23 protein-coding genes and 2 tRNA genes are annotated in these 22,960 nt (G+C 48.2%); 11 read left to right on the top strand and 14 right to left on the bottom strand.

What is annotated here, in order from left to right:
• Nucleotides 1–13 precede the first annotated feature (13 nt).
• Both METH11B_RS0100125 and lplT read left to right on the top strand, forming a co-directional pair.
• Nucleotides 14–2,179 (top strand): AMP-binding protein, encoded by a 2,166-nt coding sequence (locus METH11B_RS0100125; protein ID WP_026600208.1) that lies wholly within the window; start codon nucleotides 14–16, stop codon nucleotides 2,177–2,179.
• A gap of 47 nt (nucleotides 2,180–2,226) precedes the next feature.
• Complete coding sequence (gene lplT, locus METH11B_RS0100120; protein WP_026600207.1) at nucleotides 2,227–3,402, top strand: lysophospholipid transporter LplT; 1,176 nt, start codon at nucleotides 2,227–2,229, stop codon at nucleotides 3,400–3,402.
• On the opposite strand, the gene METH11B_RS0100115 is transcribed toward lplT, so the two are convergent.
• Nucleotides 3,341–3,970, bottom strand: a complete 630-nt coding sequence (locus tag METH11B_RS0100115) for a TetR/AcrR family transcriptional regulator (RefSeq protein ID WP_026600206.1) — start codon at nucleotides 3,968–3,970, stop codon at nucleotides 3,341–3,343. The two genes, lplT and METH11B_RS0100115, sit on opposite strands and share 62 nt — an antisense overlap.
• A 68-nt stretch (nucleotides 3,971–4,038) precedes the next feature.
• On the opposite strand from METH11B_RS0100115, the gene METH11B_RS0100110 reads away from it, so the two are divergent.
• Entirely contained in the window at nucleotides 4,039–4,542 is a 504-nt protein-coding gene (locus tag METH11B_RS0100110) for an NUDIX hydrolase (protein WP_026600205.1), read from the top strand.
• 69 nt (nucleotides 4,543–4,611) lie between these two features.
• Here METH11B_RS0100110 and METH11B_RS0100105 read toward each other — a convergent pair.
• A tRNA-Asp gene (locus METH11B_RS0100105) sits at nucleotides 4,612–4,688 on the bottom strand.
• Nucleotides 4,689–4,752: 64 nt separating this feature from the next.
• Here METH11B_RS0100105 and METH11B_RS0100100 point away from each other — a divergent pair.
• On the top strand, nucleotides 4,753–5,412 hold the full coding sequence (locus METH11B_RS0100100) for a class I SAM-dependent methyltransferase (protein WP_026600204.1): 660 nt from the start codon (nucleotides 4,753–4,755) through the stop codon (nucleotides 5,410–5,412).
• Here METH11B_RS0100100 and dmeF read toward each other — a convergent pair.
• Complete coding sequence (gene dmeF / locus METH11B_RS0100095; RefSeq protein ID WP_026600203.1) at nucleotides 5,375–6,376, bottom strand: CDF family Co(II)/Ni(II) efflux transporter DmeF; 1,002 nt, start codon at nucleotides 6,374–6,376, stop codon at nucleotides 5,375–5,377. The genes METH11B_RS0100100 and dmeF overlap by 38 nt on opposite strands.
• Nucleotides 6,377–6,536: 160 nt before the next feature.
• On the opposite strand from dmeF, the gene xseA reads away from it, so the two are divergent.
• From xseA to METH11B_RS0100080, 3 genes are all read left to right on the top strand, one after another.
• Complete coding sequence (xseA, locus tag METH11B_RS0100090) at nucleotides 6,537–7,880, top strand: exodeoxyribonuclease VII large subunit (protein ID WP_026600202.1); 1,344 nt, start codon at nucleotides 6,537–6,539, stop codon at nucleotides 7,878–7,880.
• 114 nt (nucleotides 7,881–7,994) lie between these two features.
• Nucleotides 7,995–8,399, top strand: coding sequence for a bacteriohemerythrin (locus METH11B_RS0100085; protein ID WP_026600201.1), 405 nt, complete (start codon nucleotides 7,995–7,997; stop codon nucleotides 8,397–8,399).
• Complete coding sequence (locus METH11B_RS0100080) at nucleotides 8,396–8,968, top strand: alpha-ketoglutarate-dependent dioxygenase AlkB family protein (protein WP_026600200.1); 573 nt, start codon at nucleotides 8,396–8,398, stop codon at nucleotides 8,966–8,968. Before METH11B_RS0100085 ends, METH11B_RS0100080 begins: the two co-directional genes overlap by 4 nt.
• 35 nt (nucleotides 8,969–9,003) lie before the next feature.
• Here the strand turns inward: METH11B_RS0100080 and nqrM are convergent, their stop codons facing one another.
• The 8 genes from nqrM to METH11B_RS0100040 form a co-directional block, all read right to left on the bottom strand.
• Entirely contained in the window at nucleotides 9,004–9,192 is a 189-nt protein-coding gene (nqrM, locus tag METH11B_RS0100075) for a (Na+)-NQR maturation NqrM (RefSeq protein WP_020481960.1), read from the bottom strand.
• 88 nt (nucleotides 9,193–9,280) lie between these two features.
• Nucleotides 9,281–10,501 (bottom strand): NADH:ubiquinone reductase (Na(+)-transporting) subunit F, encoded by a 1,221-nt coding sequence (nqrF, locus tag METH11B_RS0100070; protein WP_020481961.1) that lies wholly within the window; start codon nucleotides 10,499–10,501, stop codon nucleotides 9,281–9,283.
• A gap of 10 nt (nucleotides 10,502–10,511) precedes the next feature.
• Entirely contained in the window at nucleotides 10,512–11,120 is a 609-nt protein-coding gene (gene nqrE / locus METH11B_RS0100065; RefSeq protein ID WP_020481962.1) for an NADH:ubiquinone reductase (Na(+)-transporting) subunit E, read from the bottom strand.
• Nucleotides 11,120–11,788 (bottom strand): NADH:ubiquinone reductase (Na(+)-transporting) subunit D, encoded by a 669-nt coding sequence (locus tag METH11B_RS0100060; RefSeq protein ID WP_020481963.1) that lies wholly within the window; start codon nucleotides 11,786–11,788, stop codon nucleotides 11,120–11,122. The genes nqrE and METH11B_RS0100060 overlap by 1 nt, the downstream gene beginning before the upstream one ends.
• A gap of 9 nt (nucleotides 11,789–11,797) precedes the next feature.
• The gene (locus METH11B_RS0100055; RefSeq protein WP_026600198.1) at nucleotides 11,798–12,661 is read right to left on the bottom strand and encodes a Na(+)-translocating NADH-quinone reductase subunit C; all 864 of its coding nucleotides are present in this window, start codon (nucleotides 12,659–12,661) and stop codon (nucleotides 11,798–11,800) included.
• A complete protein-coding gene (locus tag METH11B_RS0100050; protein WP_026600197.1) occupies nucleotides 12,654–13,853 on the bottom strand; it encodes an NADH:ubiquinone reductase (Na(+)-transporting) subunit B in 1,200 nt (399 codons plus the stop codon). The genes METH11B_RS0100055 and METH11B_RS0100050 overlap by 8 nt, the downstream gene beginning before the upstream one ends.
• Entirely contained in the window at nucleotides 13,853–15,199 is a 1,347-nt protein-coding gene (locus METH11B_RS0100045; protein ID WP_026146837.1) for a Na(+)-translocating NADH-quinone reductase subunit A, read from the bottom strand. The genes METH11B_RS0100050 and METH11B_RS0100045 overlap by 1 nt, the downstream gene beginning before the upstream one ends.
• A gap of 186 nt (nucleotides 15,200–15,385) precedes the next feature.
• Nucleotides 15,386–16,114: a metallophosphoesterase gene (locus tag METH11B_RS0100040; RefSeq protein ID WP_026146838.1), complete on the bottom strand. Its 729-nt coding sequence runs from the start codon at nucleotides 16,112–16,114 to the stop codon at nucleotides 15,386–15,388.
• A 101-nt stretch (nucleotides 16,115–16,215) separates the two neighbouring features.
• Between METH11B_RS0100040 and ispG the strand changes: the two genes are divergently transcribed.
• Entirely contained in the window at nucleotides 16,216–17,436 is a 1,221-nt protein-coding gene (gene ispG, locus METH11B_RS0100035; protein ID WP_020481968.1) for a flavodoxin-dependent (E)-4-hydroxy-3-methylbut-2-enyl-diphosphate synthase, read from the top strand.
• A gap of 323 nt (nucleotides 17,437–17,759) precedes the next feature.
• Here the strand turns inward: ispG and METH11B_RS0100030 are convergent, their stop codons facing one another.
• From METH11B_RS0100030 to METH11B_RS0100020, 3 genes are all read right to left on the bottom strand, one after another.
• Nucleotides 17,760–18,932, bottom strand: coding sequence for an NnrS family protein (locus METH11B_RS0100030; protein WP_026600196.1), 1,173 nt, complete (start codon nucleotides 18,930–18,932; stop codon nucleotides 17,760–17,762).
• Nucleotides 18,925–19,740, bottom strand: coding sequence for a ferritin-like domain-containing protein (locus tag METH11B_RS0100025; protein ID WP_231499554.1), 816 nt, complete (start codon nucleotides 19,738–19,740; stop codon nucleotides 18,925–18,927). Before METH11B_RS0100025 ends, METH11B_RS0100030 begins: the two co-directional genes overlap by 8 nt.
• Before the next feature lie 105 nt (nucleotides 19,741–19,845).
• A complete protein-coding gene (locus METH11B_RS0100020) occupies nucleotides 19,846–20,235 on the bottom strand; it encodes a lipocalin family protein (RefSeq protein WP_026600194.1) in 390 nt (129 codons plus the stop codon).
• A gap of 221 nt (nucleotides 20,236–20,456) precedes the next feature.
• Here METH11B_RS0100020 and METH11B_RS0100015 point away from each other — a divergent pair, with 221 nt between their 5' ends.
• The 3 genes from METH11B_RS0100015 to METH11B_RS0100005 all read left to right on the top strand — a co-directional run bounded on the left by METH11B_RS0100015 (nucleotide 20,457) and on the right by METH11B_RS0100005 (nucleotide 22,787).
• Nucleotides 20,457–21,167 (top strand): DUF6901 family protein, encoded by a 711-nt coding sequence (locus METH11B_RS0100015; protein ID WP_026600193.1) that lies wholly within the window; start codon nucleotides 20,457–20,459, stop codon nucleotides 21,165–21,167.
• Nucleotides 21,168–21,565: 398 nt separating this feature from the next.
• A tRNA-Leu gene (locus tag METH11B_RS0100010) sits at nucleotides 21,566–21,652 on the top strand.
• A 181-nt stretch (nucleotides 21,653–21,833) separates the two neighbouring features.
• The gene (locus METH11B_RS0100005) at nucleotides 21,834–22,787 is read left to right on the top strand and encodes a tyrosine-type recombinase/integrase (protein WP_026600192.1); all 954 of its coding nucleotides are present in this window, start codon (nucleotides 21,834–21,836) and stop codon (nucleotides 22,785–22,787) included.
• The last annotated feature ends 173 nt before the right edge of the window (nucleotides 22,788–22,960 follow it).

The following is a 22,960-nucleotide window of genomic DNA, read 5'->3' as shown; positions in this document are numbered from 1 at the left end:
CGGGAGGAATACTATGTTAAAAGTTGTTTTACGCTGGCTGTTGACGCTAGTCTATCGAGTGAAAGTCCACGGGCTTGATAATTATGCCAAAGCCGGCAACCGCGTCTTGATCGTCGCCAATCACACCTCGTTTCTCGATCCATTGTTGTTGGGCGTGTTTTTGCCGGACGACATCACCTTTGCGATCAACACCCAAATCTCGGAACGCTGGTGGCTGAAACCATTCTTGCGTTTATCAAAAGTGTTTCCGATGGACCCGACGCATCCCCTGTCATTAAAAGCGTTGATTCATCATTTACAAAGCGACACAAAAACCGTGATTTTTCCGGAAGGCCGCATCACGGTCACCGGTTCCTTAATGAAAATCTATGATGGCACCGGCATGGTTGCCGACAAGTCGGGGGCGACGATACTGCCTGTTCGAATTGAAGGTGCCGAATTTAGCCGCTTTTCCAGAATGGGCGGAATCTTGCGCAAACACTGGCTTCCACGCATCGCCATTCATATACAGCCGCCCACGCTGATAGAAACGCACGGCGACGTGACCGGTAAAGCCCGCCGCAAACATAGCGGTCACATCCTGGCCGACATCATGACCGAAATGATGTTTGCCACCAGCCATTACCAACAAACCATTTTTTCGGCATTGCTGGAAGCTCGCACATTATATGGTGGTAGCTACACCGTTGCCGAGGATCTGGAGCGCAAACCTTTAAGCTACGACGCATTGATAACCCGTAGCCTAATCGTTGGTAAACTGATTAGCGCAATTACCCAAACTGGTGAAAATGTTGGCGTGCTATTGCCGAATAGCTGCAAGACGCTGAACGTGGTTCTGGGTTTGCAGATTTATAGACGAGTACCGGCCATGTTGAATTATTCAATCGGTGCAAATGGCATGGCAGCGGCCTGCCGTACCGGGCAAGTCAACACCGTGCTGACTTCGCGCAAGTTCATCGAACTGGCGCATCTTGAGGATGACACAGCCACATTGGCACAACATGTCAAACTGGTCTATCTGGAAGATCTGGCGGCATCGTTAACCGGTGCCGACAAGTTACTCGGATGGCTAAAGGCTAAATCCGCCGGAATTTGGTACAAAAGTCATGACTATGATGCTGACGATGCGGCGGTCGTGCTGTTTACATCCGGCTCGGAAGGCTTACCCAAAGGCGTGGTATTGTCGCACGCCAATATATTAGCCAATCACAAACAAATCAGGTCACGCATCGATTTCGGTCCGGGCGACGTGGTACTAAACTTTTTGCCGATGTTTCATTCTTTCGGCTTCAGCGTTGGCACCATGATGGCGGTGCTGAACGGCATGACCAGCTTCTTCTACCCTTCACCCCTGCATTACGCGGTAATACCGGAAATGGCGTATGAAGTGGGTGCGACCATCATGTTCGGCACCAACACCTTTCTGGCCGCGTATGCCAAAAAAGCCCATCCTTATGATTTTTTCTCCCTGCGTTACGTGGTAGCCGGTGCGGAAAAATTACAGGAAACCACCCGTACCACTTGGCTAGACAAATTCGGCATCCGTATTCTGGAAGGCTACGGCGCTACCGAAACCTCGCCGGTAACTTCGGTGAATACGCCAATGGATTATAAAGCCGGCAGCGTGGGCCGTTTCATGCCAGATATGCTACACAAGCTGGAACCAGTGCCAGGTATCGAAAATGCCGGTAAATTACACGTCGCCGGCCCGAACATTATGAAAGGCTATTTACTGCCGGATAATCCCGGCGTATTGGTACCGCCCTGCTCGGCCGCTTATGGCGAAGGCTGGTACGATACCGGCGATATAGTGCATGTCGACGACGAGGGCTTTATTCATATTCGCGGCCGCAGCAAACGTTTTGCAAAAATCGGCGGGGAAATGGTCTCGCTGACCGCCGTCGAGCAGTTGGCCATCAACGCCTGGCCGGATGCGCAACACGTAGTCGTAAGTCTGCCCGATCCGAAAAAAGGCGAACAACTGGTATTGTTGACTACTCGCCGCGACGCCAACGCCAAACAGTTGGCCGAAGCCTCGACCGGTGTGGCTACCATCAATCTGCCCAAGAAAGTGTTTGTGCTGGATAAGTTGCCGGTATTGGCAACCGGAAAAACCGATTATCCAGGAGCTACCGCGTTAGCTGCGCGATTGCTGGAAGGCAACGTCGAGCCCGCTTGAGCGTGGCCCCACCTCTGTCTTGCCTAACTTAACTACCCTTTAACGCCATGAGCAAACACATCTATCCCCTTCTAGTCGCGCAATTCCTGTCTGCATTTGCCGACAACGCCATTTTATTTACTGTCATCGCCATGGTGATGCAGGACGCGCATCCGGTTAGCTGGTACGTGCCGGCATTGCAAAGCGTATTTCTGGTGGCATTCGTGGTCTTGGCTCCCTGGGTGGGCGGATTTGCCGACAACCATGCTAAATCGAGGGTGTTGATTGTCGCCAATCTGATCAAGGCTTGCGGTGCCGGCTTGTTGTTATTTCACGTCGAGCCTCTATTGGCTTATTGTCTGGTCGGTGTCGGCGCTGCCTTATACAGTCCGGCCAAGTATGGCATTTTGCCGGAACTAGCAGGCCACGACGGCCTGGTCAAAGCCAATAGCTGGATAGAAGGTTCGACAATTCTGGCTATATTAACTGGCATGGTGGTCGGGGCCAAACTGGCCGATCATTCCACCACTTGGGCCTTGATTGCCACAATAGTCTTGTTTTTGATTTCCGCTGCAACCACCCTATTCTTGCCGATTGGTTTGCGTAAAACGCCACCATCCGGCTCGAAAGTCAGGCTGTTCTACTTGGAAGTTAAAACTTTTCTGGCGATGCCGCGCTCACGGTTCGCAGTGCTTGGCGCGTCCTTATTCTGGGCGGCTGCTGCCAGCGTGCGGGTCATCATCATCGCCTGGGCGCCGTTGGTGTTGATGACGCATAATGCCAGCGACATAGCCAATCTGACGCTATTTTTGGCTATCGGCATCATCGCCGGTTCGGTCCTGGTCCCGCGCTTGATTCCGCTGGAACATTTACGTCGCGCTCGAATCCCGGCCTATTTGATGAGCATCTTTATCATCGCCCTGAGTTTTACCGAGGCGGTTTGGCCGGCGCGTTTTGTGTTGTTTTTAATGGGTATGGCCGGCGGCATGTTTATCGTACCGATCAATGCGGCACTTCAGGACCTTGGTCAACAAAGCATAGGCAGCGGCGGCGCGGTAGCGATGCAGAATTTTTTCCAGAATGTGGCAATGTTATTGTCGGTCGGCGGCTATACCCTGGCTGCTGCCGAACATGTAACACCAATTGCCGCGCTAATCGGCCTGGGTTTGCTGCTGCTGGCGGCTACTTTTCTGGTGGTTTGGCACTTACCTGAAGTGGAGCAAGCGCCTTCCAACCTTGAATAAAGGCTTGCACTAGCAAATCCACGCTTAGCTTGGATGCTTCAATATCGCTGACTTGCGGTTTGGCGGTTAGAGACAAAATACAGATCCCATGCACGCCGCTCCACAAGGTTCTGGCAGCCAGCCGGCTTTGCTCGGACGAGCTACTTGGCGTAAGCTGTATAAACAACACCTCGACAATGGCAAACATCTGCTCCACTTTTTGTAGATACCAGTCAGGCTGAGGCTCCTCACTCTGGATATCGAAGATCATTCGCCAGCGATTGAAATGCTGGGCGGCAAAATTTAGATAGGTTTCCGCCAAGATAAGAATATTTTCCTCGACGCTGGCGGACGGTACGCAGTGGAGCAATTGTTTAGCCAACTCGTCCAGTGTCCGGCCTTTGACGTGGGTCAGCAAATCGTTCATATTGGCAAATACCATATAAATGCTGCCCACCGTATAGCCAATTTCCATCGCGATTTTACGCACCGTCAGGGCGCTGTATCCGTCCTCTATAACGATGGTTTCTGCGGCGACCAACACCATTTCCTTGATTTGTTCCTGACTATGTTCGCTTCTTCTTGCCATATGTTCTCTGCGACATGCACTAAAAACAGCTACCATACACGACCTTGCCTCAGGAATCGATAGTTTACATGCACAACGAACTTCTCGATGTCGTCGATAAAGACGATGCCGTTATTGCCCAACAACCCAGATCAGTGATTCACGCCAACAGACTGCGTCATCGGGCCGTGCATATTCTGGTTTTCAACGATGCGGGCCAGTTGTTTCTGCAAAAGCGCTCAATGAAAAAAGATCTGAACAAAGGCTTATGGGATACCTCAGCGGCAGGTCACGTCGACGCCGGCGAAAGCTATGCCTGTTCCGCGCCGCGTGAATTACAGGAAGAATTGGGCGTATCTGCCGAGAGCCTGGAAGGCTTATTCAAACTGGAGCCTAGCACCGATTTAGGTATGGAATTTATTCAGGTCTACCGCTGCCGGCATAACGGACCGTTTGATCTGGCGACTGATGAAATCGATGAAGGTTGCTGGGTGGATCAAGTTATCTTGGACGAGCGAGTAGCCGCTAATGATCCGACTTTGACACTTACATTCAAAATTATCTGGCAACAGTTTAGGAATATCGCAAACTAAAATGTATGCCGATATTCATGATGATTGCCACGTCAGCGATGAAATGAAAACGCGGGTAAAACAAGAAAGTGGCGGAGCGGACGGGGCTCGAACCCGCGACCCCCGGCGTGACAGGCCGGTATTCTAACCAACTGAACTACCGCTCCGCAGTAGAGAGCGGCGCATTCTACAGCATATCACCCACGCGTCAAGCAAAAGCCCAAATTAATTATGCCGGCACTATCCTGCCCACTCTGTAATAGTCTCAATACCCATCATTTTCACAGTGACTCCCAACGCGATTACAAGCGTTGCCAGAATTGCTTACTGGTATATGTCGATTGCACACAGCATTTATCGCCAAGCCAGGAAAAGGCTATTTATGATCTGCATCAAAACTCCATCGACGATCCGGGCTACATTGAATTTTTATCGCGCTTGGCAAACCCTCTGCTCGAAAGATTGCCGAACAATTCTGCAGGCCTTGACTACGGTTGCGGCCCCGGTCCGGCGCTCGCAAGACTGTTAAAAGCCCAAGGGCATCGAATAAGTGTCTACGATCCCTTCTATGCGGACTTTCCTGAGCGCCTGCACCAAACCTACGACTTTATCGTCTGCACCGAGGTGGTAGAGCATTTTCGTGCGCCAAAACGCGAATTCGACGCACTATTTGAGTTATTGAAACCCGGCGGCTGGCTGGGCATTATGACCAAATTGGTCATTGATGCCGAAGCCTTTGCCAAATGGCATTACAAAAACGATCAAACCCACATCGCTTTTTTTTCGCGGCCAACATTTCGTTGGTTAGCAGCGCATTACCACTGCCAAATTGAATTCATCGGCAACGACGCGATTATTCTGCAACGCAATCCTCGCCATTACAACGATTGACCTCCACGGTGATGTGGTCGAGCTGCGCGAATTTGGCCAATAGATTCTTATAATAACTGGGCGATTTTGGCTGCTGGGTGACCAAAACCACGATTGCCGCATAATGATTCGCACTAACGGGCCAGACATGCAGATCGCTGACACGGCATTCGCCGTCATCCTCCAGCACAGCTTGTATGGCTTGGGTAAATTTAGGGTTCATGGCTTGGTCCAACAAGACCGGACTAGTTTCTTTGATTAAACCGTAAGCCCAAACCAGGATCACTGTCGCGCCGACGAAACCCATCACCGTGTCCAGCCATACCCAGCCGTAATATTTGCCGGCAACCAAAGCGACGATGGCTAATACCGATGTTAGCGCGTCGGCCATTACATGCAGATAGGCAGCCCGTAGATTGTGATCCTGATGATGGGGACGATGATCGTGCTCATTGTCATCGTGATGGTCATGGTCATGGTCATGGTCATGGTCATGGTGAGAATTATGCCCGTGTCCATGGTGATGATCGTGATGGTCTCGTAATAACAACGCGCTTAATAGATTGATCAGTAAACCCACTTGCGCGACTAAAATCGCCTCGTCAAAGCGAATGATTTCCGGCATTAGCAGCCTTTGTACCGAGTCGGCAATCATCACCAAGGCTACCATAGCCAATGCTATCGAACTGGCAAATCCGCCCAACACGCCGACCTTGGCTGGACTAAACGCGAAGGTTTGGTCATCCTGGTGGATACGGCTGTAACGGTAAGCGAAGATTGCAATCATGAAAGCCACCACATGCGTGGCCATGTGCCAACCGTCCGCCAACAGAGCCATCGAATGAAACTGCATGCCAGCGACAATTTCCACAATCATGGTCGCAAACGTCAATAGCAGCACCCATTTCGTGCGCCGCTCGCCTTTGCGATTGATCCGCGCGAAATCGTGCGAATGTTGCCAGTTACTCAATTGATGTTCATGCATCCGTAGTTCCTTGTTCTCCAAAGCTGAAATCTTCACCGAGGCACCATTCTAGCGCAGCTTACCGGGAAACACTTCCGCAAAGTAAAAGCGCCTGGTATTTGCGGCAAACCGCCGTAAAATACGATTTTGAAACTATTCGCCCTGCACTCTCAAGTATTCGATGAGTAATTCCAAACACATCTTCAGCGTATCCCAGCTAAACCGCGAAGCCAAACGTTTGCTGGCTGGCCACTTCTTGACCGTGCAGGTACAAGGCGAGATTTCCAATCTCAGCCTACCCTCATCCGGCCATTACTACTTTACATTGAAAGACGCGCAAGCCCAGATTCGCTGCGCCATGTTCAAAGGCCAGCAGCAACGGCTGCGCTTCAAACCGGCCAACGGCAATCTAGTTGTCGCCACCGCGCAAGTCAGCTTGTACGAACCGCGCGGCGATTATCAATTGGTGGTGGAACAGTTGGAAGAAGCCGGTGACGGTGCATTACGACTGGCTTACGAACGCCTGAAGCAAAAACTATTGCTTGAAGGCTTGTTCGAGCAAAACCGCAAGAAACCGATACCGCAATTGCCAAAGCAAATCGGTGTCATCACCTCGGCCAGCGGCGCGGCTATTCACGACATTCTCAGCGTTTTGAAACGGCGCTTCCCGGCCATCCCGGTGTTGATCTATCCGGTGGCCGTGCAGGGCGAGAGTGCCAAATTTGAAATCTGCGCGGCACTGGAAACAGCAAATAAACAAGACTTGGTGGATGTAATCATCCTGGCGCGCGGCGGCGGTTCGCTTGAGGATTTGTGGGCCTTTAACGAAGAAATTGTGGCCCGGGCGGTAGCTGCCAGCGAAATTCCGGTGATTTCAGCAGTAGGCCACGAGGTGGATTTCAGCATAGCCGATTTCGTCGCCGATTTGCGCGCACCGACACCATCGGCGGCGGCCGAATGTGCTGTGCCGGACCAATCCGCGTGGCTGAACCGCTTTGCAGCAATCGAGCGCCAACTTACTCGGCAGATACAGGATAAATTACAGCAGCAGCAGTTGCATTTAACCTGGCTAAACAAAGCCCTACAAACCCAACATCCAGGCGAAAAACTACAACGTAATACACAGCGTCTGGACGAATTGGAACAACGCTTGAATCGCGCGACACAAGCCGGCTTGAAACTGCGCCGCCAGCGACTGGCGTTAAACACACAGCGTCTGAACAGTCAGCAGCCGTTGGCATCAATTCACGGCTATCAGCTCCAACTTGATTACTTCCAACAACGATTAAGCCGTTCCATGCAAATTAAACTGACAGCATTGAAAAACCGGCAACACGCGACAGCACAAACCTTACATGCGATCAGCCCGCTGGCAACACTGGAACGCGGTTACGCTATTGTGCAACGACACGAAAGCTCGCAGCTAGTTAAGTCGGTTAAACAGTTAGCCAAGCTTGAACTGCTCGATATTAGAATGGCCGATGGTCACATTGTTAGTAGAGTTGATAAGGTAATACCCGATTAAATCTTGCCTGCTCTTTAATTGCCACCGACGATCAACCACCCAGTATGTCATTGGCAATTACCGGGCATAAAACATGCTTATTTGTATTGGTTTAAAAATCACACTAGTGTTCATATGACAATATTCGACAAAACCATTCCCCTGAGTGTTGGTTATGCTCACATCGATCATGATCACGGCATATTTATTGATCTGATAAATCAATTGGATAAGGCCAATAACACCGACTTTCCCGAATTGTTTGCGCAATTGTATCAACACACCGAAGAGCATTTTGAATCCGAAAATCGGTTAATGGCGCAATGCGGATTTCCGGCGGAAACTGAACACAAAGGAGAACATCAACGCGTTTTGGGCGAATTCAAACAGTTTAAAACCCGCATAGACAAAGGTCTTATCACATTTGGTCGTTCATTTGTCAGAGAGCGTCTGCCGCAGTGGTTTGTGCTGCACGTTACAACGATGGACAGTGCTTTATCCGCGCATATAAAAATGCAACAAGAGTTGCCTGGCGAATGACTGCCAATAAGGAACTTAGAGTAATCGAACATTTTTACGACGCGGCCGAAAGCGAAAGCATTTATCGGCGTTTGCTGCAAGAACAGAACTGGCCCGACAATTGTTATAGCGTTGCCGGTCGAGAATTTACGCTACCTCGTCTACAAACCTGGCATGCGGACCCGGGGATAAGTTATAGCTACAGCAATAATCTATTGCAAACTCGGCCTTGGACTCCGTTGCTGTTGGATATACGGCAAAAAGTCGAACGCTGCTTAAACTTTTCGTTTAACTCCGTTTTGGTGAACTTGTATCGAAACGGCGAGGATTATGTGGGGTGGCATGCGGATAACGAAGCGGAGTTGGGAGCACAACCTTTTATCGCGTCATTGACGTTTGGCGCGACCCGGCAATTTGCATTTCGGCATAAAAAAACCGCGGAAAGCGGCGTTATTTTACTCACTAGTGGAATGCTATTGATTATGCAGCCCGATTTCCAACATCACTGGCTGCATAGTATTCCTATCGATCCAGAACTATCACAAGGACGTATAAACTTAACATTTCGGAAAGTCATCGCGCCCAAATAGCTTGGTTTAACTTCACTTGCTTTGGACGACAAGTCTTAATGTTGTTCCAACGCTTGGGCTTGCTCGGCTTCAAATTTCTTTCTTTTATCGCATTTCTCGCTACAGACGCAGTTACCGGTGCCGCCGCAAGACCCTTTGATAGCGTTCCTACCGAAAACAACACCGACGGCCATGACGGCAATAACGATTAACATAAATAAAAATGTTACTAAAAAATAACCCATTGTTTTCTCCTGTTTTTTCTAATGGCTGAAAGCAAAAAAGGAGCGATCCGAAAATCGCTCCCCGTGTTTCCCGTCAGATTAAGATAAATTAACCGCCGAAATCATCCAACATGATATTTTCAGGATCAACGCCATTAGCTAACAGCATGTTGATCACTGAAGAGTTCATGATTGGAGGTCCGCACATGTAGTATTCACAATCTTCTGGGTTCGGGTGTTTCTTGATGAACTCCTCGAACAACACGTTATGAATAAAGCCGGTGTAACCTTTCCAGTTATCTTCAGGTAACGCATCCGACAATGCCACATGCCATTCAAAATTATCATTTTCTTTGGCCAGCATATCAAAATCTTCTACATAGAACATTTCGCGTTTGCTACGTGCACCATACCAGAAAGTCATTTTGCGTTTGGATTTCAGTCTACGCAGTTGATCAAAGATATGCGAACGCATCGGCGCCATACCAGCACCACCACCGATGAATACCATTTCCGCATCGGTTTCCTTGGCAAAAAACTCGCCGTAAGGACCGGAAACGAATACTTTGTCGCCTGGCTTCAGATTGAAGATAAATGAAGACATTATACCTGGCGGGATGCCATCCGGCGCCCCTGGAGGCGGGGTAGCAATCCTGACATTCAGCATAATTTCCTTTTCTTCAGGATACGATGCCATTGAGTACGCACGCAGGGTTGGTTCTTTTACGTCTGACACATAACGCCATAGATTGAATTTATCCCAATCAGGACGGTATTCATCGGCAACATCCATATCCGCATATTTTGAAATATGTGGCGGACATTCGATTTGAATATAACCGCCGGCACGGTAGTTAATAGCTTCGCCTTCCGGCAACTCCAACACCAATTCTTTAATGAAAGTGGCAACGTTGTCGTTCGACTTAACCGTGCATTCCCATTTTTTTACACCGAATACGCTGTCTTCAACTTCGATGTCCATATTTTGTTTAATGGACACTTGGCAAGCCAGACGTTCGCCATGCGCCGCTTCGCGCTTGGTGATATGGGATTGCTCGGTTGGCAGAATATCGCCGCCGCCGCTATGCACTTTAACTTTGCATTGGCCGCAAGTGCCGCCGCCGCCGCAAGCGGAGGAGACAAACAGTTGGTTATCCGCCAATGCTGTTAACAACTTAGAACCAACCGGTACACGGATTTTCTTCTCATGATTGATCAGAATTTCCACATCCCCGGAGGCCACCAATTTACTCTTGGCGCCGATGATTAAAAACACCAGCGCTATCACGATGACCGTGAAGAAAATAACACCTAATGCAATTTCCAGCATTACGATACCCTTATAATTGAATTCCAGAGAAAGCCATGAAGCCCAGAGACATCAAGCCGGCAGTGATAAAAGTGATGCCCAGACCTTGCAATGCAGCAGGTATATCGCTGTATTTCAATTTCTCACGCACACCGGCCATTACGGTAATCGCCAAAGCCCAACCAAAACCACTCCCTATACCGTATACCACGCTTTCGCCGAAATTGTAGTCGCGTTCAATCATGAACAAGCTACCGGCCAAGATCGCACAGTTCACGGTAATCAGCGGCAGGAAGATACCCAAGGCTTGATACAGAGCCGGAAAGAATTTATCCAGAATCATTTCCAGGATCTGTACGATCGCAGCGATCATACCGATACAGCTCAACAAGCTTAAAAAGCTTAAATCCACACCGGAAATGCCGATCCAAGATAACGCATCTTCTTTCAACAAGGTTTGGTAGATGAAGTTATTGGCAGGCACGGTCAGGGTTTGCACCACCATTACCGCGATGCCCAAACCCATTGCTGTAGAAATCTTCTTGGAAACCGCCAAGAAAGTACACATACCTAGGAAGAATGATAATGCTAGGTTTTCAATGAAAACCGCTTTAACAAAAAGACTGATATAGGCTTCCATTAGTGATGTCCCCCTTCACCGTGAGCAATCGACATAATTTTGAACTCGTTGTGCTCCACCTGTTTCGGTTTCCAAGTACGGAAACCCCAGATAATCAAGCCAATGATGAAAAACGCGCTAGGCGGCAGCAACATCATGCCATTAGGCACATACCAACCACCGTCTTTGACTAGAGGCAATACATCGAAGCCAAGCAGTTTGCCTGATCCCAAAGTTTCTCTGAACAGTGCCACGATGACCAGAATCAAACTGTAACCTAAACCGTTACCGATACCGTCTACAAAGCTTTGCAGCGGCGGGTTTTTCATCGCATAGGCCTCAGCACGCCCCATGACGATACAGTTGGTAATAATCAAACCAACAAATACTGACAGTTTTTTACTGACATCAAAGGCAAAGGCCTTAAGCAACTGATCTACCACAATAACCAACGAAGCAATGATGATCATCTGCACGATAATCCGAATGCTGCTGGGTATATGTTCCCGCACCGCACTGATCGCCGCACTGGAACAGGCGGTAACCGAGGTCAAGGCCAAAGCCATGATCAATGAAGTAGACATTTGCGAAGTTACCGCCAACGCCGAACACACGCCAAGCACCTGTAAAGTGATTGGGTTGTTATCGACCAACGGTTCGAATAATACTTTTTTAGTTTCTTTATCCATTGTTTTGCCCTAACCGTTTGTTCTAATCTTGTTCAGATAGGTTGCGAAACCTTCCGCACCCATCCAATACTGGATCAGATTGCTGACACCACGGCTGGTCAGTGTTGCACCGGCCAAACCATCCACTTTGTAAACAGAATCCGGACGACTGGAATCCACACCGCCTTTAACCAGCGTCAAAGCCACCTCGCCTTTGTCGGAATAGACTTTCTTGCCTTTCCACAACGCACGCCAATTAGGATTGACTACCTCACCACCCAGGCCAGGGGTTTCCCCTTGGTCATACAGGTTGATGCTTTGTACCGTTTGCGCATCCGCTTCCAACGCCAAAAAGCCGTACATGGTAGACCACAGACCGTAACCGTTGATAGGCAGAATGATGGATTGCAGCTGATCGCCTTTCTTAACCAAAAATACTTTGGTGTATTTGGCTTTTTGACGGATGCTGGCAATATCTTTCTCGACCGGAATCAATTCGTTCTGCGCCGGGTCTTTGGCAGCTTTGCGTTGGTCGTATTCGTCGACGTTAATATTGTCAACGTAATCGCCGGTTTTAAGATCGACAATCTTGCTTTCGATTCTTTCCGCAAAGGCTTGGTCGATATCCGTACCTTCTTCCAACAAACCGGCCACATCAAGAATGTTTTTCTTCATGTCCAGGGCTTTGTTGTAGCCTTGCAAAGGCCGTAAAGCCACTGTTGCAATAGACACCAGTACAGCACAAACCAAACATAAGGCCAAAGCCACATTTACGGTTTTTTCCAGGCTGTCGTTACTTAAAGCCAGGATTCTGTCGGCGTAAACTCTGAACTGTTCATAATACTTGCAGAGCTGCTCGTTATACTTAGAGGTTTTTTTCTCGGCGTTAAGCATGGCGTTTGATCCTTCTTCTAATATTTGCTTGAACAACAAAGTAATCAATCAATGGTGCAAACATGTTTGAGAAAAGAATTGCAAGCATCACACCTTCAGGGAAAGCCGGGTTGATAACCCGAATGATGATAATCATCACGCCAATCATCGCACCGTAAATCCAACGACCGGTGTCGGTCACGGCTGCGGATACAGGATCGGTTGCCATGAACACGGTACCGAACGCAAAACCACCGACCACCATATGCCAATACCAAGGTATTGCAAACATTGGGTTGGTGGTACTTCCGATAATATTCAGCAGAGTAGACATAGCGATCATGCCAATCAATACACCGCCCATGATGCGATACGAAGCGACACGCGTGTAGAGCAGGAACGCCGCACCCAGCATACAAGCCAAAGTCGAGGTTTCGCCCATGGAACCGGGAATGAAACCCAGGAAGGCCTGAATCCAGCTAAAGCTTTCCTTAATCGCTTCCAGGCCGCCAGCCGAAGCCAGAGACAATGCAGTAGCACCACTGTAACCATCCACGGCAACCCAGACCGCATCCCCTGAAATGGACGCAGGATAAGCGAAGAACAGGAATGCCCGACCAGTCAGTGCGGGATTAAGGAAGTTTTTGCCGGTACCACCGAAAACTTCTTTACCCAACACGATACCGAAAGAGATACCCAGCGCCACTTGCCACAAAGGTATGTCAGGCGGCAGGATCAAGGTATACAGCATCGAAGACACCAAGAAGCCTTCATTAACTTCGTGTTTACGCACAGTCGCGAAAAGCACTTCCCAGATACCGCCAACCGCCAAAGTCGTAATGTAAACCGGGAAAAAATACAACATACCGTGCACTAGGCACGAAAAAGGATTGTATGGATTGTAGCCAAACAGCGCCATTGGAATGCTGCGCCAGTTATTGATTTCGGTGGCGCCGATTTTTTCCATCGCCAAATTGGCTTGGTAGCCGGTGTTATACCATGCCATCAAAATACAAAACGCCGTGGCTATTACCACGAAAGTCATGGTCCGTTTCAGGTCATTGCCGTCACGAACGTGGGTTCTACCGCGCGTTACATCGGATGGCGTATAGATGAAAGTATCCACCATCTCATAGAGACCGTAATACTTCTCAAACTTGCCGCCCTTTGTAAAATGCGGCTCTATGCTATCTAAAATATCTCTAGCCGACATTATCCTTCCTTCTCGATTTTAGTTAAATTAGCTCTGAGCACAGGCGCGAAGTCGTGTTTACCTGGATCGACAAAGGTGAACAAAGACACGTCTTCTTCACTCAATTCCAGACAACCAAGAGACTGTGCAGTATCGGTATCGCCGACTACAATCGCTTTTAACAAAGGTGTAGCCAAAATATCCAAAGGCATGACCGACTCATATACGCCAACAGGGACGATGGCCCGGTTACTGCCGTTCTTATCGGTGGTCAACGGGAACAGGCGATTATCTTTACGATCTTTACTGGAAACGTAGACATTCAACGCCGAGTATTTGTCTTTACCCGGGACGATCCAACCGAAAAACTCCCGATCGCGACCTTCTTTGATAGCCGAAACTTGCAAACTGTAAGCACTCAAAAACGCAGCAGATCCGGTAGCTTCGTGGCCATATAAAACAGAACCCGAAATCACGCGATTTTCAACATCTTGCAATTCGCCAGCAACCAAATCATCCAAGTTCGCGCCCACACGGGTACGCACCAGCCTGGGGTTTTTAACGGTTGGACCAGCCAAGGAAACCACGCGCTCAACATTCAGTTTACCGCTGGTAAACAAGGCGCCGATAGCAATCACCGCTTGATAATCGATATGCCAAACAAATTTATGGATATTGACCGGATCGATGAAGTGTATGTGAGTGCTTGGCAAACCGGCAGGATGCGGACCGGAAAACTCGGCTATTTGCACTGCTTGGTTAGCAACCACATCGGTACCAGAAGCCTTGCAAAGATAGGTTTTACCAGACGTCAACTTGGAGATCACAGTCAAGCCATTAGCAAAGTCCGCGGCGCGCTCCTTGATAATCACAGCTGGATCGGCCGCAAGCGGACGAGTATCTATGGCTGTGACAAAAATCGAACTTGGGGAGGAATCAACAGCTGGGATTTTGCCGTAAGGACGAGTCAGGAACGAAGTCCACAAGCCCGATGCCAGCAAATTTTCCTTGACTTGTTCTTGAGTCAAATTGCCCAGCTCTGCTTCGCCGTATTTCGCGAAAGACTCTTGCTGATTTCCCTGCAATTCGATGACAACAGACAACAAAGCACGTTTATCGCCGCGATTAATAGCTTTGACCACACCCGCGCCGGGTGATACGAAGTTAACGCCAGGATTCTTTTTGTCAGAAAAAAGCGCCTGTCCTAATTTGACCTTATCTCCTTCGGCAACCATCATCTTCGGTTTCAGATCAATATAGTCGGCACCTAACAAAGCAACCGATTTGATGCTGTTACCATCGCTTATCTTTTGTTCGGGGCCGCCTGTTATGGGCAAATCCAAACCTTTCTTTATATTAAATTGCATAGTTAATACGCCTGCTCCCCAGACTAGTTGCAGCAAAAAGCCCATTGAGAAACATCTCTCCCAAAGGACACTTCAAGACAAAACATGTTCATTACATCACAAGTTATCGGCTTTCTCAACGGAAAATCCCAAGGCTTGTGGCCCCGTAAGCCGCGCGATAGCGCCCGGCGCAAGTGGAAATGCCGATCAAATATCAACCACTTTATCGATATCAAAACCGCTGACATACTTGCGGCCGACATACCCCCGGGTATTGCTTAAAATACGGGCATCCGCTATCCGGTAATCACCCAAATTGTGCACATGACCGTGAAACCAGGCCGCTATTTCATACTCGTGAAATAAAGGCTTCAAGTCATTACAATACGCCAGCTTTTTAAGTACGTTGGGTGAATCGATCCAACTCCATTCGGTCGGCGCATGGTGGGTGACCACAATGGTCCTGCCGGCAAAGGGAGTGGCAAGCTGTTGTTCTAACCAGGACTTTGATTCCCGGTGTAGTTCGGCAAAGTGTTTAGGCTCGAATGATTGACCTGTAAACGACACCTTACGAAAGTCATTCAAGGTTTTTCCCAGCGCTTCGGCTTTTTCAGCGCCCTCGATAAACAAATTCGTCCACAAAGTACAACCCAAAAAGCGCACGCCCTGGAAGATAAACTGATCTTTTTCCAAGAACTGAATTTGACTGCCCGCACATTCCCTACGCAACATGTCGATGGTCTGTTGATATTCGTAACCATAAAACTCATGGTTACCCGCCACATAAACCACGGGCTTGCCGATAGACTTCAACCATTCGACACCTTGTTTGAATATGCCAATATCGCCCGCCGCCACGACAATATCGGCATCGGTTTCCGGCAAACTCTGCTCGCCAAATTCTAAATGCACATCAGAAAAGTAATTTATCCGCACAATTTGCTCTTTCGTCCTGTAACTAAGGAGGTATAATTTATATCCTAAGTGAATTACTTGGTATTTTTAGATAACTTTCAGTTTTTGCAAACCACAATTCTATGTCGATTAGCCCCAGAAAACACACCCAACAGGTTTTGGTAGGAAACGTAAAAGTCGGCGGCGGTGCTCCGATTGTAGTTCAATCCATGACTAATACCGATACAGCTGATGTTGCAGGAAGCGTTCAACAGATCATGGAATTAGCGACAGCCGGCTCAGAAATGGTCCGCATCACAGTCGACCGAGAAGAAGCTGCGCAAGCCGTACCGGAAATTGTCAACCGACTGGCGCAAAAAGGCTTTTCGGTGCCCATTATCGGCGACTTCCATTTCAACGGCCACAAGTTACTGGAAAAATATCCGGATTGCGCGCAAGCACTTTCCAAATACCGTATCAACCCCGGCAACGTCGGCAAAGGTAAGGCGCGGGATCCGCAATTTCAGCAGATGATAGAGCTTGCGATTCAATACAACAAACCCGTACGTATCGGCGTCAACGGTGGCAGTCTTGATCAAGCCGTGTTGACCCGCTTGCTCGACGAGAACAGGCAATTGGCGCAACCCAAGGAATTACCCTTGATCACCCGCGAAGCCATTATACTCTCTGCCCTGGAAAGCGCGGCAAAGGCCCAGGAGCTGGGATTGGGCAAAGACAAAATCATTCTGTCTTGCAAAATCAGTGATGTCCAGGAGCTGATCAGCATTTACCAAGACCTGTCCAGCCGTTGCGATTACGCCCTGCACTTAGGCCTTACCGAAGCAGGCATGGGCTCCAAAGGCATCGTCGCATCGTCGGCAGCGCTTGGAGTATTGATGCAACAAGGCATAGGTGACACCATCCGCGTATCCCTAACACCCGAACCCGGTGCGGCGCGCACCAAAGAAGTGATCGTGGCCCAGGAAATTCTGCAAACCATGAACTTCCGCTCCTTCACCCCCATGGTAGTAGCCTGCCCCGGCTGCGGTCGTACCACCAGCGATTATTTCCAACGCCTGGCGCAAGACATTCAAGGCTATTTACGCGACCAAATGCCTGTCTGGAAAGATAAATACAAAGGCGTGGAAGATATGAAAGTCGCGGTGATGGGCTGTGTCGTTAACGGCCCCGGCGAGAGCAAAAACGCCAACATCGGCATCAGCCTACCCGGCACCGGCGAGTCCCCTGTTGCACCAGTTTTTGAAGACGGCTTCAAAACCGTTACCCTAAAAGGCGACCATATCGCTGAAGAGTTCCAAGCTATAGTCGAGCGCTATATCGAATCGCATTACAGCGCACAGTAAAACCGTTTCAACACAAAAAAGGCGGCTAAGAGCCGCCTTTTTTTATAATTCTATCCAGCGCCCCTATCACTGACCGAGATCATTACTCCTGCCAGCAACAGCCCAACTGCTGCCGTTGACAGAAGTCAATTCCGCCAGTCTCGTCTTCACATCAAACCTGTCGTGCAATTAATTTCCATGCACTCTCGTCTCGTTGTCCTCGTTGCGCAGCAAATCGATATACCAAACCTACGTTTCCAGCCGCCGCTCCAACAAATTCAATGTAAAACGCGTCACGCCCGGGACAAGCTCATCCGCCATCGCCGCTGTTTTTATGAACTACGCTATCCCGGCTGCCCGTCCAGTCTGGGCGACGTCAAAATTGGCGAATAATAAAATGCAAACAGAGAAAATGCCGCCAACCAACAATAGGTGGACACCATTACCAAACCGCCATACCAGTTTGGCAACAACGCCGGAAAAAACACTCGAAACAGCGCCGCCAAATTGATCAGCACAAAGGCCAACGCCATCACATTCGAGGCTTTCAACGCTCTACCGGTATGACCCAACGCAACGCGGGCCATCATGCCCAGAGTCAAAATACCGATGCCGCCCACAGTAAAGGCATGTAAAGCCAAAGACTGCGGAACCACACCAAAAGCAGCGAGTGATACCAAGCCAAATCCAAGAATCAACCAACCGTAGCCGATATACAAAACCCAAAGCAGGGGCACAAACCAAATCCGCGGGTTGTACCAAGCCGCCACTCGCACAATATTAATCACAATCGCCGCGACCGCGGCAACAGCCAACAAAGCGCCGGATATATTCAGCATCAATAGTGCAAACACCACCAGACTCACGGCAACAGCCGCTATATCCAATAACGGATTGCGAATACAAATAACCCCGGATAGCCCTCGTTCGGTAAAAAACGGAAATACCCGGCCGGCTATGACCAAAATCATCGCGACGATAACGGTAACTACCAGGATTAGTCCTAGCGAGGCGCTATCGGCCAAACCCAGAACTTGGGCATGAATCAAACCATTACCCAAGGCCAATAACAGCAATAAGGGGATAAAAATCAGATTTTGGTAGTTGCCTGTTTTTAAAATAGGCTTACCGACAAAATACGCCAACACCGGTAAAAATACGAAATCCACGGCGCCTATCAACGCATCGGGCAGTAGTTCCGAATAAAAAGGCAATACCCGGCCATAAATCCACAGAAAACATAGCGACGCCAATTGATCGGGAGTAACCGTTTGCAAGCCGGTCCAGTTTCTCGCCGCCGTCAGTAAAAAACCGGCAATCACGGCTGTGGTATAGCCGAGCAACATTTCATGTGCGTGCCACGTACTACCAGTGAAGTAATTATCGATATGCAGCGAACCATTGGACATCGAATTCCACAGCGCAATCAAAGCCAGAGCTGATAACCCCGCCAGCGCGAAAAACGCCCTAAAGCCCATCGCAAACAGTGGATAATCAAAAACCGGTTTGTTATTCATGCAAACGCTCCTCCAGCCAATCGATTTCGTTATTCGAGAAGCCGGCGATTATACGCACTTCTCGATTAAAGGGCCCTTTGGGTTTGCCCTTGAAATAATTCAGAATCAAGTCTTTGAAGCAGTGTTCAGGTTCCAGACCGCGCTGTCTAGTCAGAATATTGAACCAGTAAGAACCGCGCTCGACATGCCCGACTTCATCGTCGTAAATCCGCCGCAAGATAGCCAGACCTGGCTGATCGTCGATAGCGACCAGTTTATCCATCATGCCCGGCGTCACATCTAATCCGCGCGCCTCCATACAGCGCGGCACTATCGCTAAGCGCGCCAAAATATCATCCGAAGTATCTTCGGCATGCGACCAAAGCCCACGATGCGCGGGCAAATCGCCGTAGTCGAATCCCAAGCCAAGCAAATGGGTGCGAATCAACTCGAAATGCTGTGCCTCTTCCTCGGCGATGATCAGCCAATCCCGATAAAAATCATCGGGCAAGCCGGGAAACCGGTAAATGATGTCCCAAGCCAAATAAATTGCCACAAACTCGATATGCGCGAGTGCATGAAAAAAAGCCGCTTTACCTTCGTTGGAATCCAGACGACGTTTAGGCATCTCACGTGGCATCAACAATGCCGGCCGGCGCGGAAATACGGTATTGCTTATTGGCAATACCGCGCCAGCTGTCTGCAGGGATAATAAGCCGTTATCTAACAACTGCCTGGCTTGATGAGTTAAAACAAGCTTTTGCTCAATATCGCCATTAAACAAACAGCGCTCCGCAAAATCGGATAGGCTTTGGATCTGTTCTGCCAAAATCAAAGTTCCTGTTTTCACGTTAATCCCAATGAGTCCATCCCTGCCGGCAGCTAAATAAATAGGTCAAACTAAGCAAGACGCTATCGGGAATGTCCGGCGTTCCTATTTTTTAGACATAAAGAAGTAAACGGTCTGGCATTTCAAAACCATATTGTTGCCGGATTTTTCGATTGCCTCGCAGGTTTCCATCTTCGAGCGGCCCGGCGCGGCCTGCTTGACAATCTTGCCGCCTTCGACAGAGTAATTCAGCACAGCCCGCATTTGGTCAATTCTGGCGTGCGAATCGTTTTCATGAGTCATACCTTCGATCGTGCCGTCTTCTTTAAACGTCCAGGTAGTATTAGAGCTACGGGCCTTGCTGCCATCACTGGTGTTCGATTCTTTGTCGATTTGCCATGTTCCCAAAAGATCGGCTTTGGTCAGCTGTACATCCGCTGCGGCATTAAAAGATAAAAACAGCAAAGCAACAGCGGGGAGTTTAATAAATTGCATGGTAAAGCCTTTTGAGATTATGTTTTTAGAACGGTCGATTGTAGCATGGAGCCGGAGGCTGCCCCTTTTACTTGGTTACCGCGACTATACTCAAGCTAAACCAGCCGTATCATTGAGCCTTGCCAGCCAGTGACTGGCGCACCTACAATCGCCCAACAACGCGCTTTAGCCAAATTGAAATTCACCCAAGAAAACGCATATCACAAGTTTGCCGAGTTTATATGTCCGACGACATCCTACATTTTACCTACCGCCTAAGTGCCGAAGATTACGAGAGCGCGGATTTCCTGATAGAAGTTGACAAACAAAGCATGACCCTTATTTCTGCAGCTCCACCCCCCTATCCTTTTTGGACGGAGCTTGCGTATCAGCAATGCCGCAATTGCCCGTTAAATCCGGAACAGGTTCCACATTGTCCTGTCGCCATTAATCTGGTGTCACTGTTAGATTTATGTGGTCACTTAGTTTCCCACAAGCAAATGGCTGTAGAAGTCATTACCGATAGAAGAACCATATGCGCCGAAACCACTGCTCAACATATCGCCAGTTCGATTCTAGGCTTAATTATGGCCACCAGCCCGTGCCCACATACCGAATTTTTAAAGCCAATGGCACGCTTTCACTTACCCCTGGCCGATCAAACTGAAACGATTTACCGAGTAACTACGATGTTCCTGCTGGCACAGTATTTTCGCCAAAAAGACAAACTACCCTATTCGCTGGAACTGGATGAACTGCTCGCGCTTTATCAAAACTTACAAGTCATCAACCTGCATTTAAGCCAACGGTTAAAAACGGCGATTAGCGAAGACGCAGCGGTAAACGGCGTGATTTTGCTGGATTTATTGTCAAAGTCGGTTTCTTGGTCAATCGAGGACGGTCTTGAGGAAATTCATCATTTATTCGATGGATATCGCAAACTAGCTGAATAGCCTACCGACAAAGGCTTTACTGCACAAACTATCTCTCGTCCCCAGGTTACACCTGCAGCCCGGATGCCCAAACCGCTGCCTCAGAACGACTGAATCACCAACTGACAACTACAACTAACCCTTGAAGCAACGCGGTTCGCTGTTCCTCCGGATTGATACGGAGAAGATGGGCCGGCTTGCTGCTGGGCGCTCACCAGCAAGGGTGAGCCAATAAATTTTCCAATGTGGTCATCCCGTTTTGCCTGATGATCAAGAACCTGTTTGGATTGGCGTCACGTCAAGCCAGTGCTCCTTCAGGCGTGCGAACATTACGCTGCTCAGCGATGTGTCTAATAGCAAAGTTGACACATACCCGCCATGTATTTATAATACTCAAATTGCTTGCTAACGCGAGCAATGCCGAGGTGGTGAAATTGGTAGACGCGCTAGCTTCAGGTGCTAGTAGGGGTAACCCTGTGGAGGTTCAAGTCCTCTCCTCGGCACCATATATTTGCGGTAGCAAATATGTGATGAAAAATTTTTTAAGCTATTGTTTGTAAAGTAGTTTCTTCTAAAAATCTTTTCATCTTCTATAAGAAATTCTCTGCTACATATTCGTAGCTTCTTCTTTCTAAAAGTTGTTTTAAAGCTCCTTTGGCACAAATATGGCACATTGGGGTCGAAAAAATGGCGACTATCAGAAAAAGACAAGGCAGATACCATACCCAAGTTCGTAAAAATGGTAAAAGCATTACAAAAACCTTCACTAACAAGTCTGATGCTCTAAAGTGGGCTAAAGAACAAGAAGTAAAGATTGAACAAGGCACCTTTACAACAAAAAAAGATAAAGAAGTTGTAACACTGGCCTTTTTGCTGGAGCGATGGGAAAAAGAAGTTCTTGTTCACCTAAAAAGCTGGGAAGTCGAAAGATACAAAGTGGCTTTAGTCACAAGAGAACTTGGCAATCTTCCCTTGGAACAAGTAACAAGCAACTTGTTGGTGACTTACAGAGATAGTCGACTTAGAGTAGCCTCTAACCAAACAGTAAAGCATGAATTGAGCTTGATAAAAAGAGCTATGAAGAAAGGAATCGAGTGGAATTATGTTTTTACTATTCCTGTAGTCACCTCCCCTACCCTAAAAGGACAAGCCAGAACAAGAAGACTCAAAGAAAAAGAACTTAGCTTGCTTCTAAGTTCGGCAGATGAATATTTGCAGCATGTAATCGTACTGCTAATTGAAACGGCAATGAGAAGAGGCGAACTTGCTTCACTAAAAATCACCAACATTGACCTAGAAAATCGCCTTATGTTGCTTGAAGACACAAAAAATGGCGAAGATAGAACTATACCAATTAGCAAAAAAGCTTTAACAGCAGTTCAGTACCTAATCAAAGAAGCCAAGTCACCATTTTTACTAAATTACAAAAAAGAATGGCTAACAGAAAAATTTATTACCCTTTGCAAGTCTATAGGAATAGAGAATTTTAGATTACATGATCTAAGACATGAAGGAGTTTCAACCCTATTTGAAAAAGGTTTGAACATGATAGAAGTTAGTTCAATATCAGGTCACAAAGATTTGGCAATGTTAAAGAGGTACACACACATTAACCCATTAACACTTGTTGATAGAATTTAAATAAATTAATTAATGCGTTTTTTGGCACTTTGGTGTGTGTAATTAATATATTTTATTTAAATTTATATATATTTACAACACGCCAAAGGAGCTTTAAAACAACTTTTAGAAAGAAGAAGCTACGAATATGTAGCAGAGAATTTCTTATAGAAGATGAAAAGATTTTTAGAAGA

This window comes from Methylomonas sp. 11b, assembly GCF_000515215.1.
Classification (GTDB): Bacteria; Pseudomonadota; Gammaproteobacteria; order Methylococcales; family Methylomonadaceae; genus Methylomonas.
The sequence above is the reverse complement of the archived record's forward strand: the minus strand, read 5'-3'. Positions and strand labels throughout refer to the sequence as shown.

Coding starts and splice junctions, on each gene's coding strand:
- METH11B_RS0100125 (WP_026600208.1), top strand. CDS start 14: ATGTTAAAAGTTGTTTTACGCTGGCTGTTGACGCTAGTCTATCGAGTG.
- lplT (WP_026600207.1), top strand. CDS start 2,227: ATGAGCAAACACATCTATCCCCTTCTAGTCGCGCAATTCCTGTCTGCA.
- METH11B_RS0100115 (WP_026600206.1), bottom strand. CDS start 3,970: ATGGCAAGAAGAAGCGAACATAGTCAGGAACAAATCAAGGAAATGGTG.
- METH11B_RS0100110 (WP_026600205.1), top strand. CDS start 4,039: ATGCACAACGAACTTCTCGATGTCGTCGATAAAGACGATGCCGTTATT.
- METH11B_RS0100100 (WP_026600204.1), top strand. CDS start 4,753: ATGCCGGCACTATCCTGCCCACTCTGTAATAGTCTCAATACCCATCAT.
- dmeF (WP_026600203.1), bottom strand. CDS start 6,376: ATGCATGAACATCAATTGAGTAACTGGCAACATTCGCACGATTTCGCG.
- xseA (WP_026600202.1), top strand. CDS start 6,537: ATGAGTAATTCCAAACACATCTTCAGCGTATCCCAGCTAAACCGCGAA.
- METH11B_RS0100085 (WP_026600201.1), top strand. CDS start 7,995: ATGACAATATTCGACAAAACCATTCCCCTGAGTGTTGGTTATGCTCAC.
- METH11B_RS0100080 (WP_026600200.1), top strand. CDS start 8,396: ATGACTGCCAATAAGGAACTTAGAGTAATCGAACATTTTTACGACGCG.
- nqrM (WP_020481960.1), bottom strand. CDS start 9,192: ATGGGTTATTTTTTAGTAACATTTTTATTTATGTTAATCGTTATTGCC.
- nqrF (WP_020481961.1), bottom strand. CDS start 10,501: ATGCTGGAAATTGCATTAGGTGTTATTTTCTTCACGGTCATCGTGATA.
- nqrE (WP_020481962.1), bottom strand. CDS start 11,120: ATGGAAGCCTATATCAGTCTTTTTGTTAAAGCGGTTTTCATTGAAAAC.
- METH11B_RS0100060 (WP_020481963.1), bottom strand. CDS start 11,788: ATGGATAAAGAAACTAAAAAAGTATTATTCGAACCGTTGGTCGATAAC.
- METH11B_RS0100055 (WP_026600198.1), bottom strand. CDS start 12,661: ATGCTTAACGCCGAGAAAAAAACCTCTAAGTATAACGAGCAGCTCTGC.
- METH11B_RS0100050 (WP_026600197.1), bottom strand. CDS start 13,853: ATGTCGGCTAGAGATATTTTAGATAGCATAGAGCCGCATTTTACAAAG.
- METH11B_RS0100045 (WP_026146837.1), bottom strand. CDS start 15,199: ATGCAATTTAATATAAAGAAAGGTTTGGATTTGCCCATAACAGGCGGC.
- ispG (WP_020481968.1), top strand. CDS start 16,216: ATGTCGATTAGCCCCAGAAAACACACCCAACAGGTTTTGGTAGGAAAC.
- METH11B_RS0100030 (WP_026600196.1), bottom strand. CDS start 18,932: ATGAATAACAAACCGGTTTTTGATTATCCACTGTTTGCGATGGGCTTT.
- METH11B_RS0100020 (WP_026600194.1), bottom strand. CDS start 20,235: ATGCAATTTATTAAACTCCCCGCTGTTGCTTTGCTGTTTTTATCTTTT.
- METH11B_RS0100015 (WP_026600193.1), top strand. CDS start 20,457: ATGTCCGACGACATCCTACATTTTACCTACCGCCTAAGTGCCGAAGAT.
- METH11B_RS0100005 (WP_026600192.1), top strand. CDS start 21,834: ATGGCGACTATCAGAAAAAGACAAGGCAGATACCATACCCAAGTTCGT.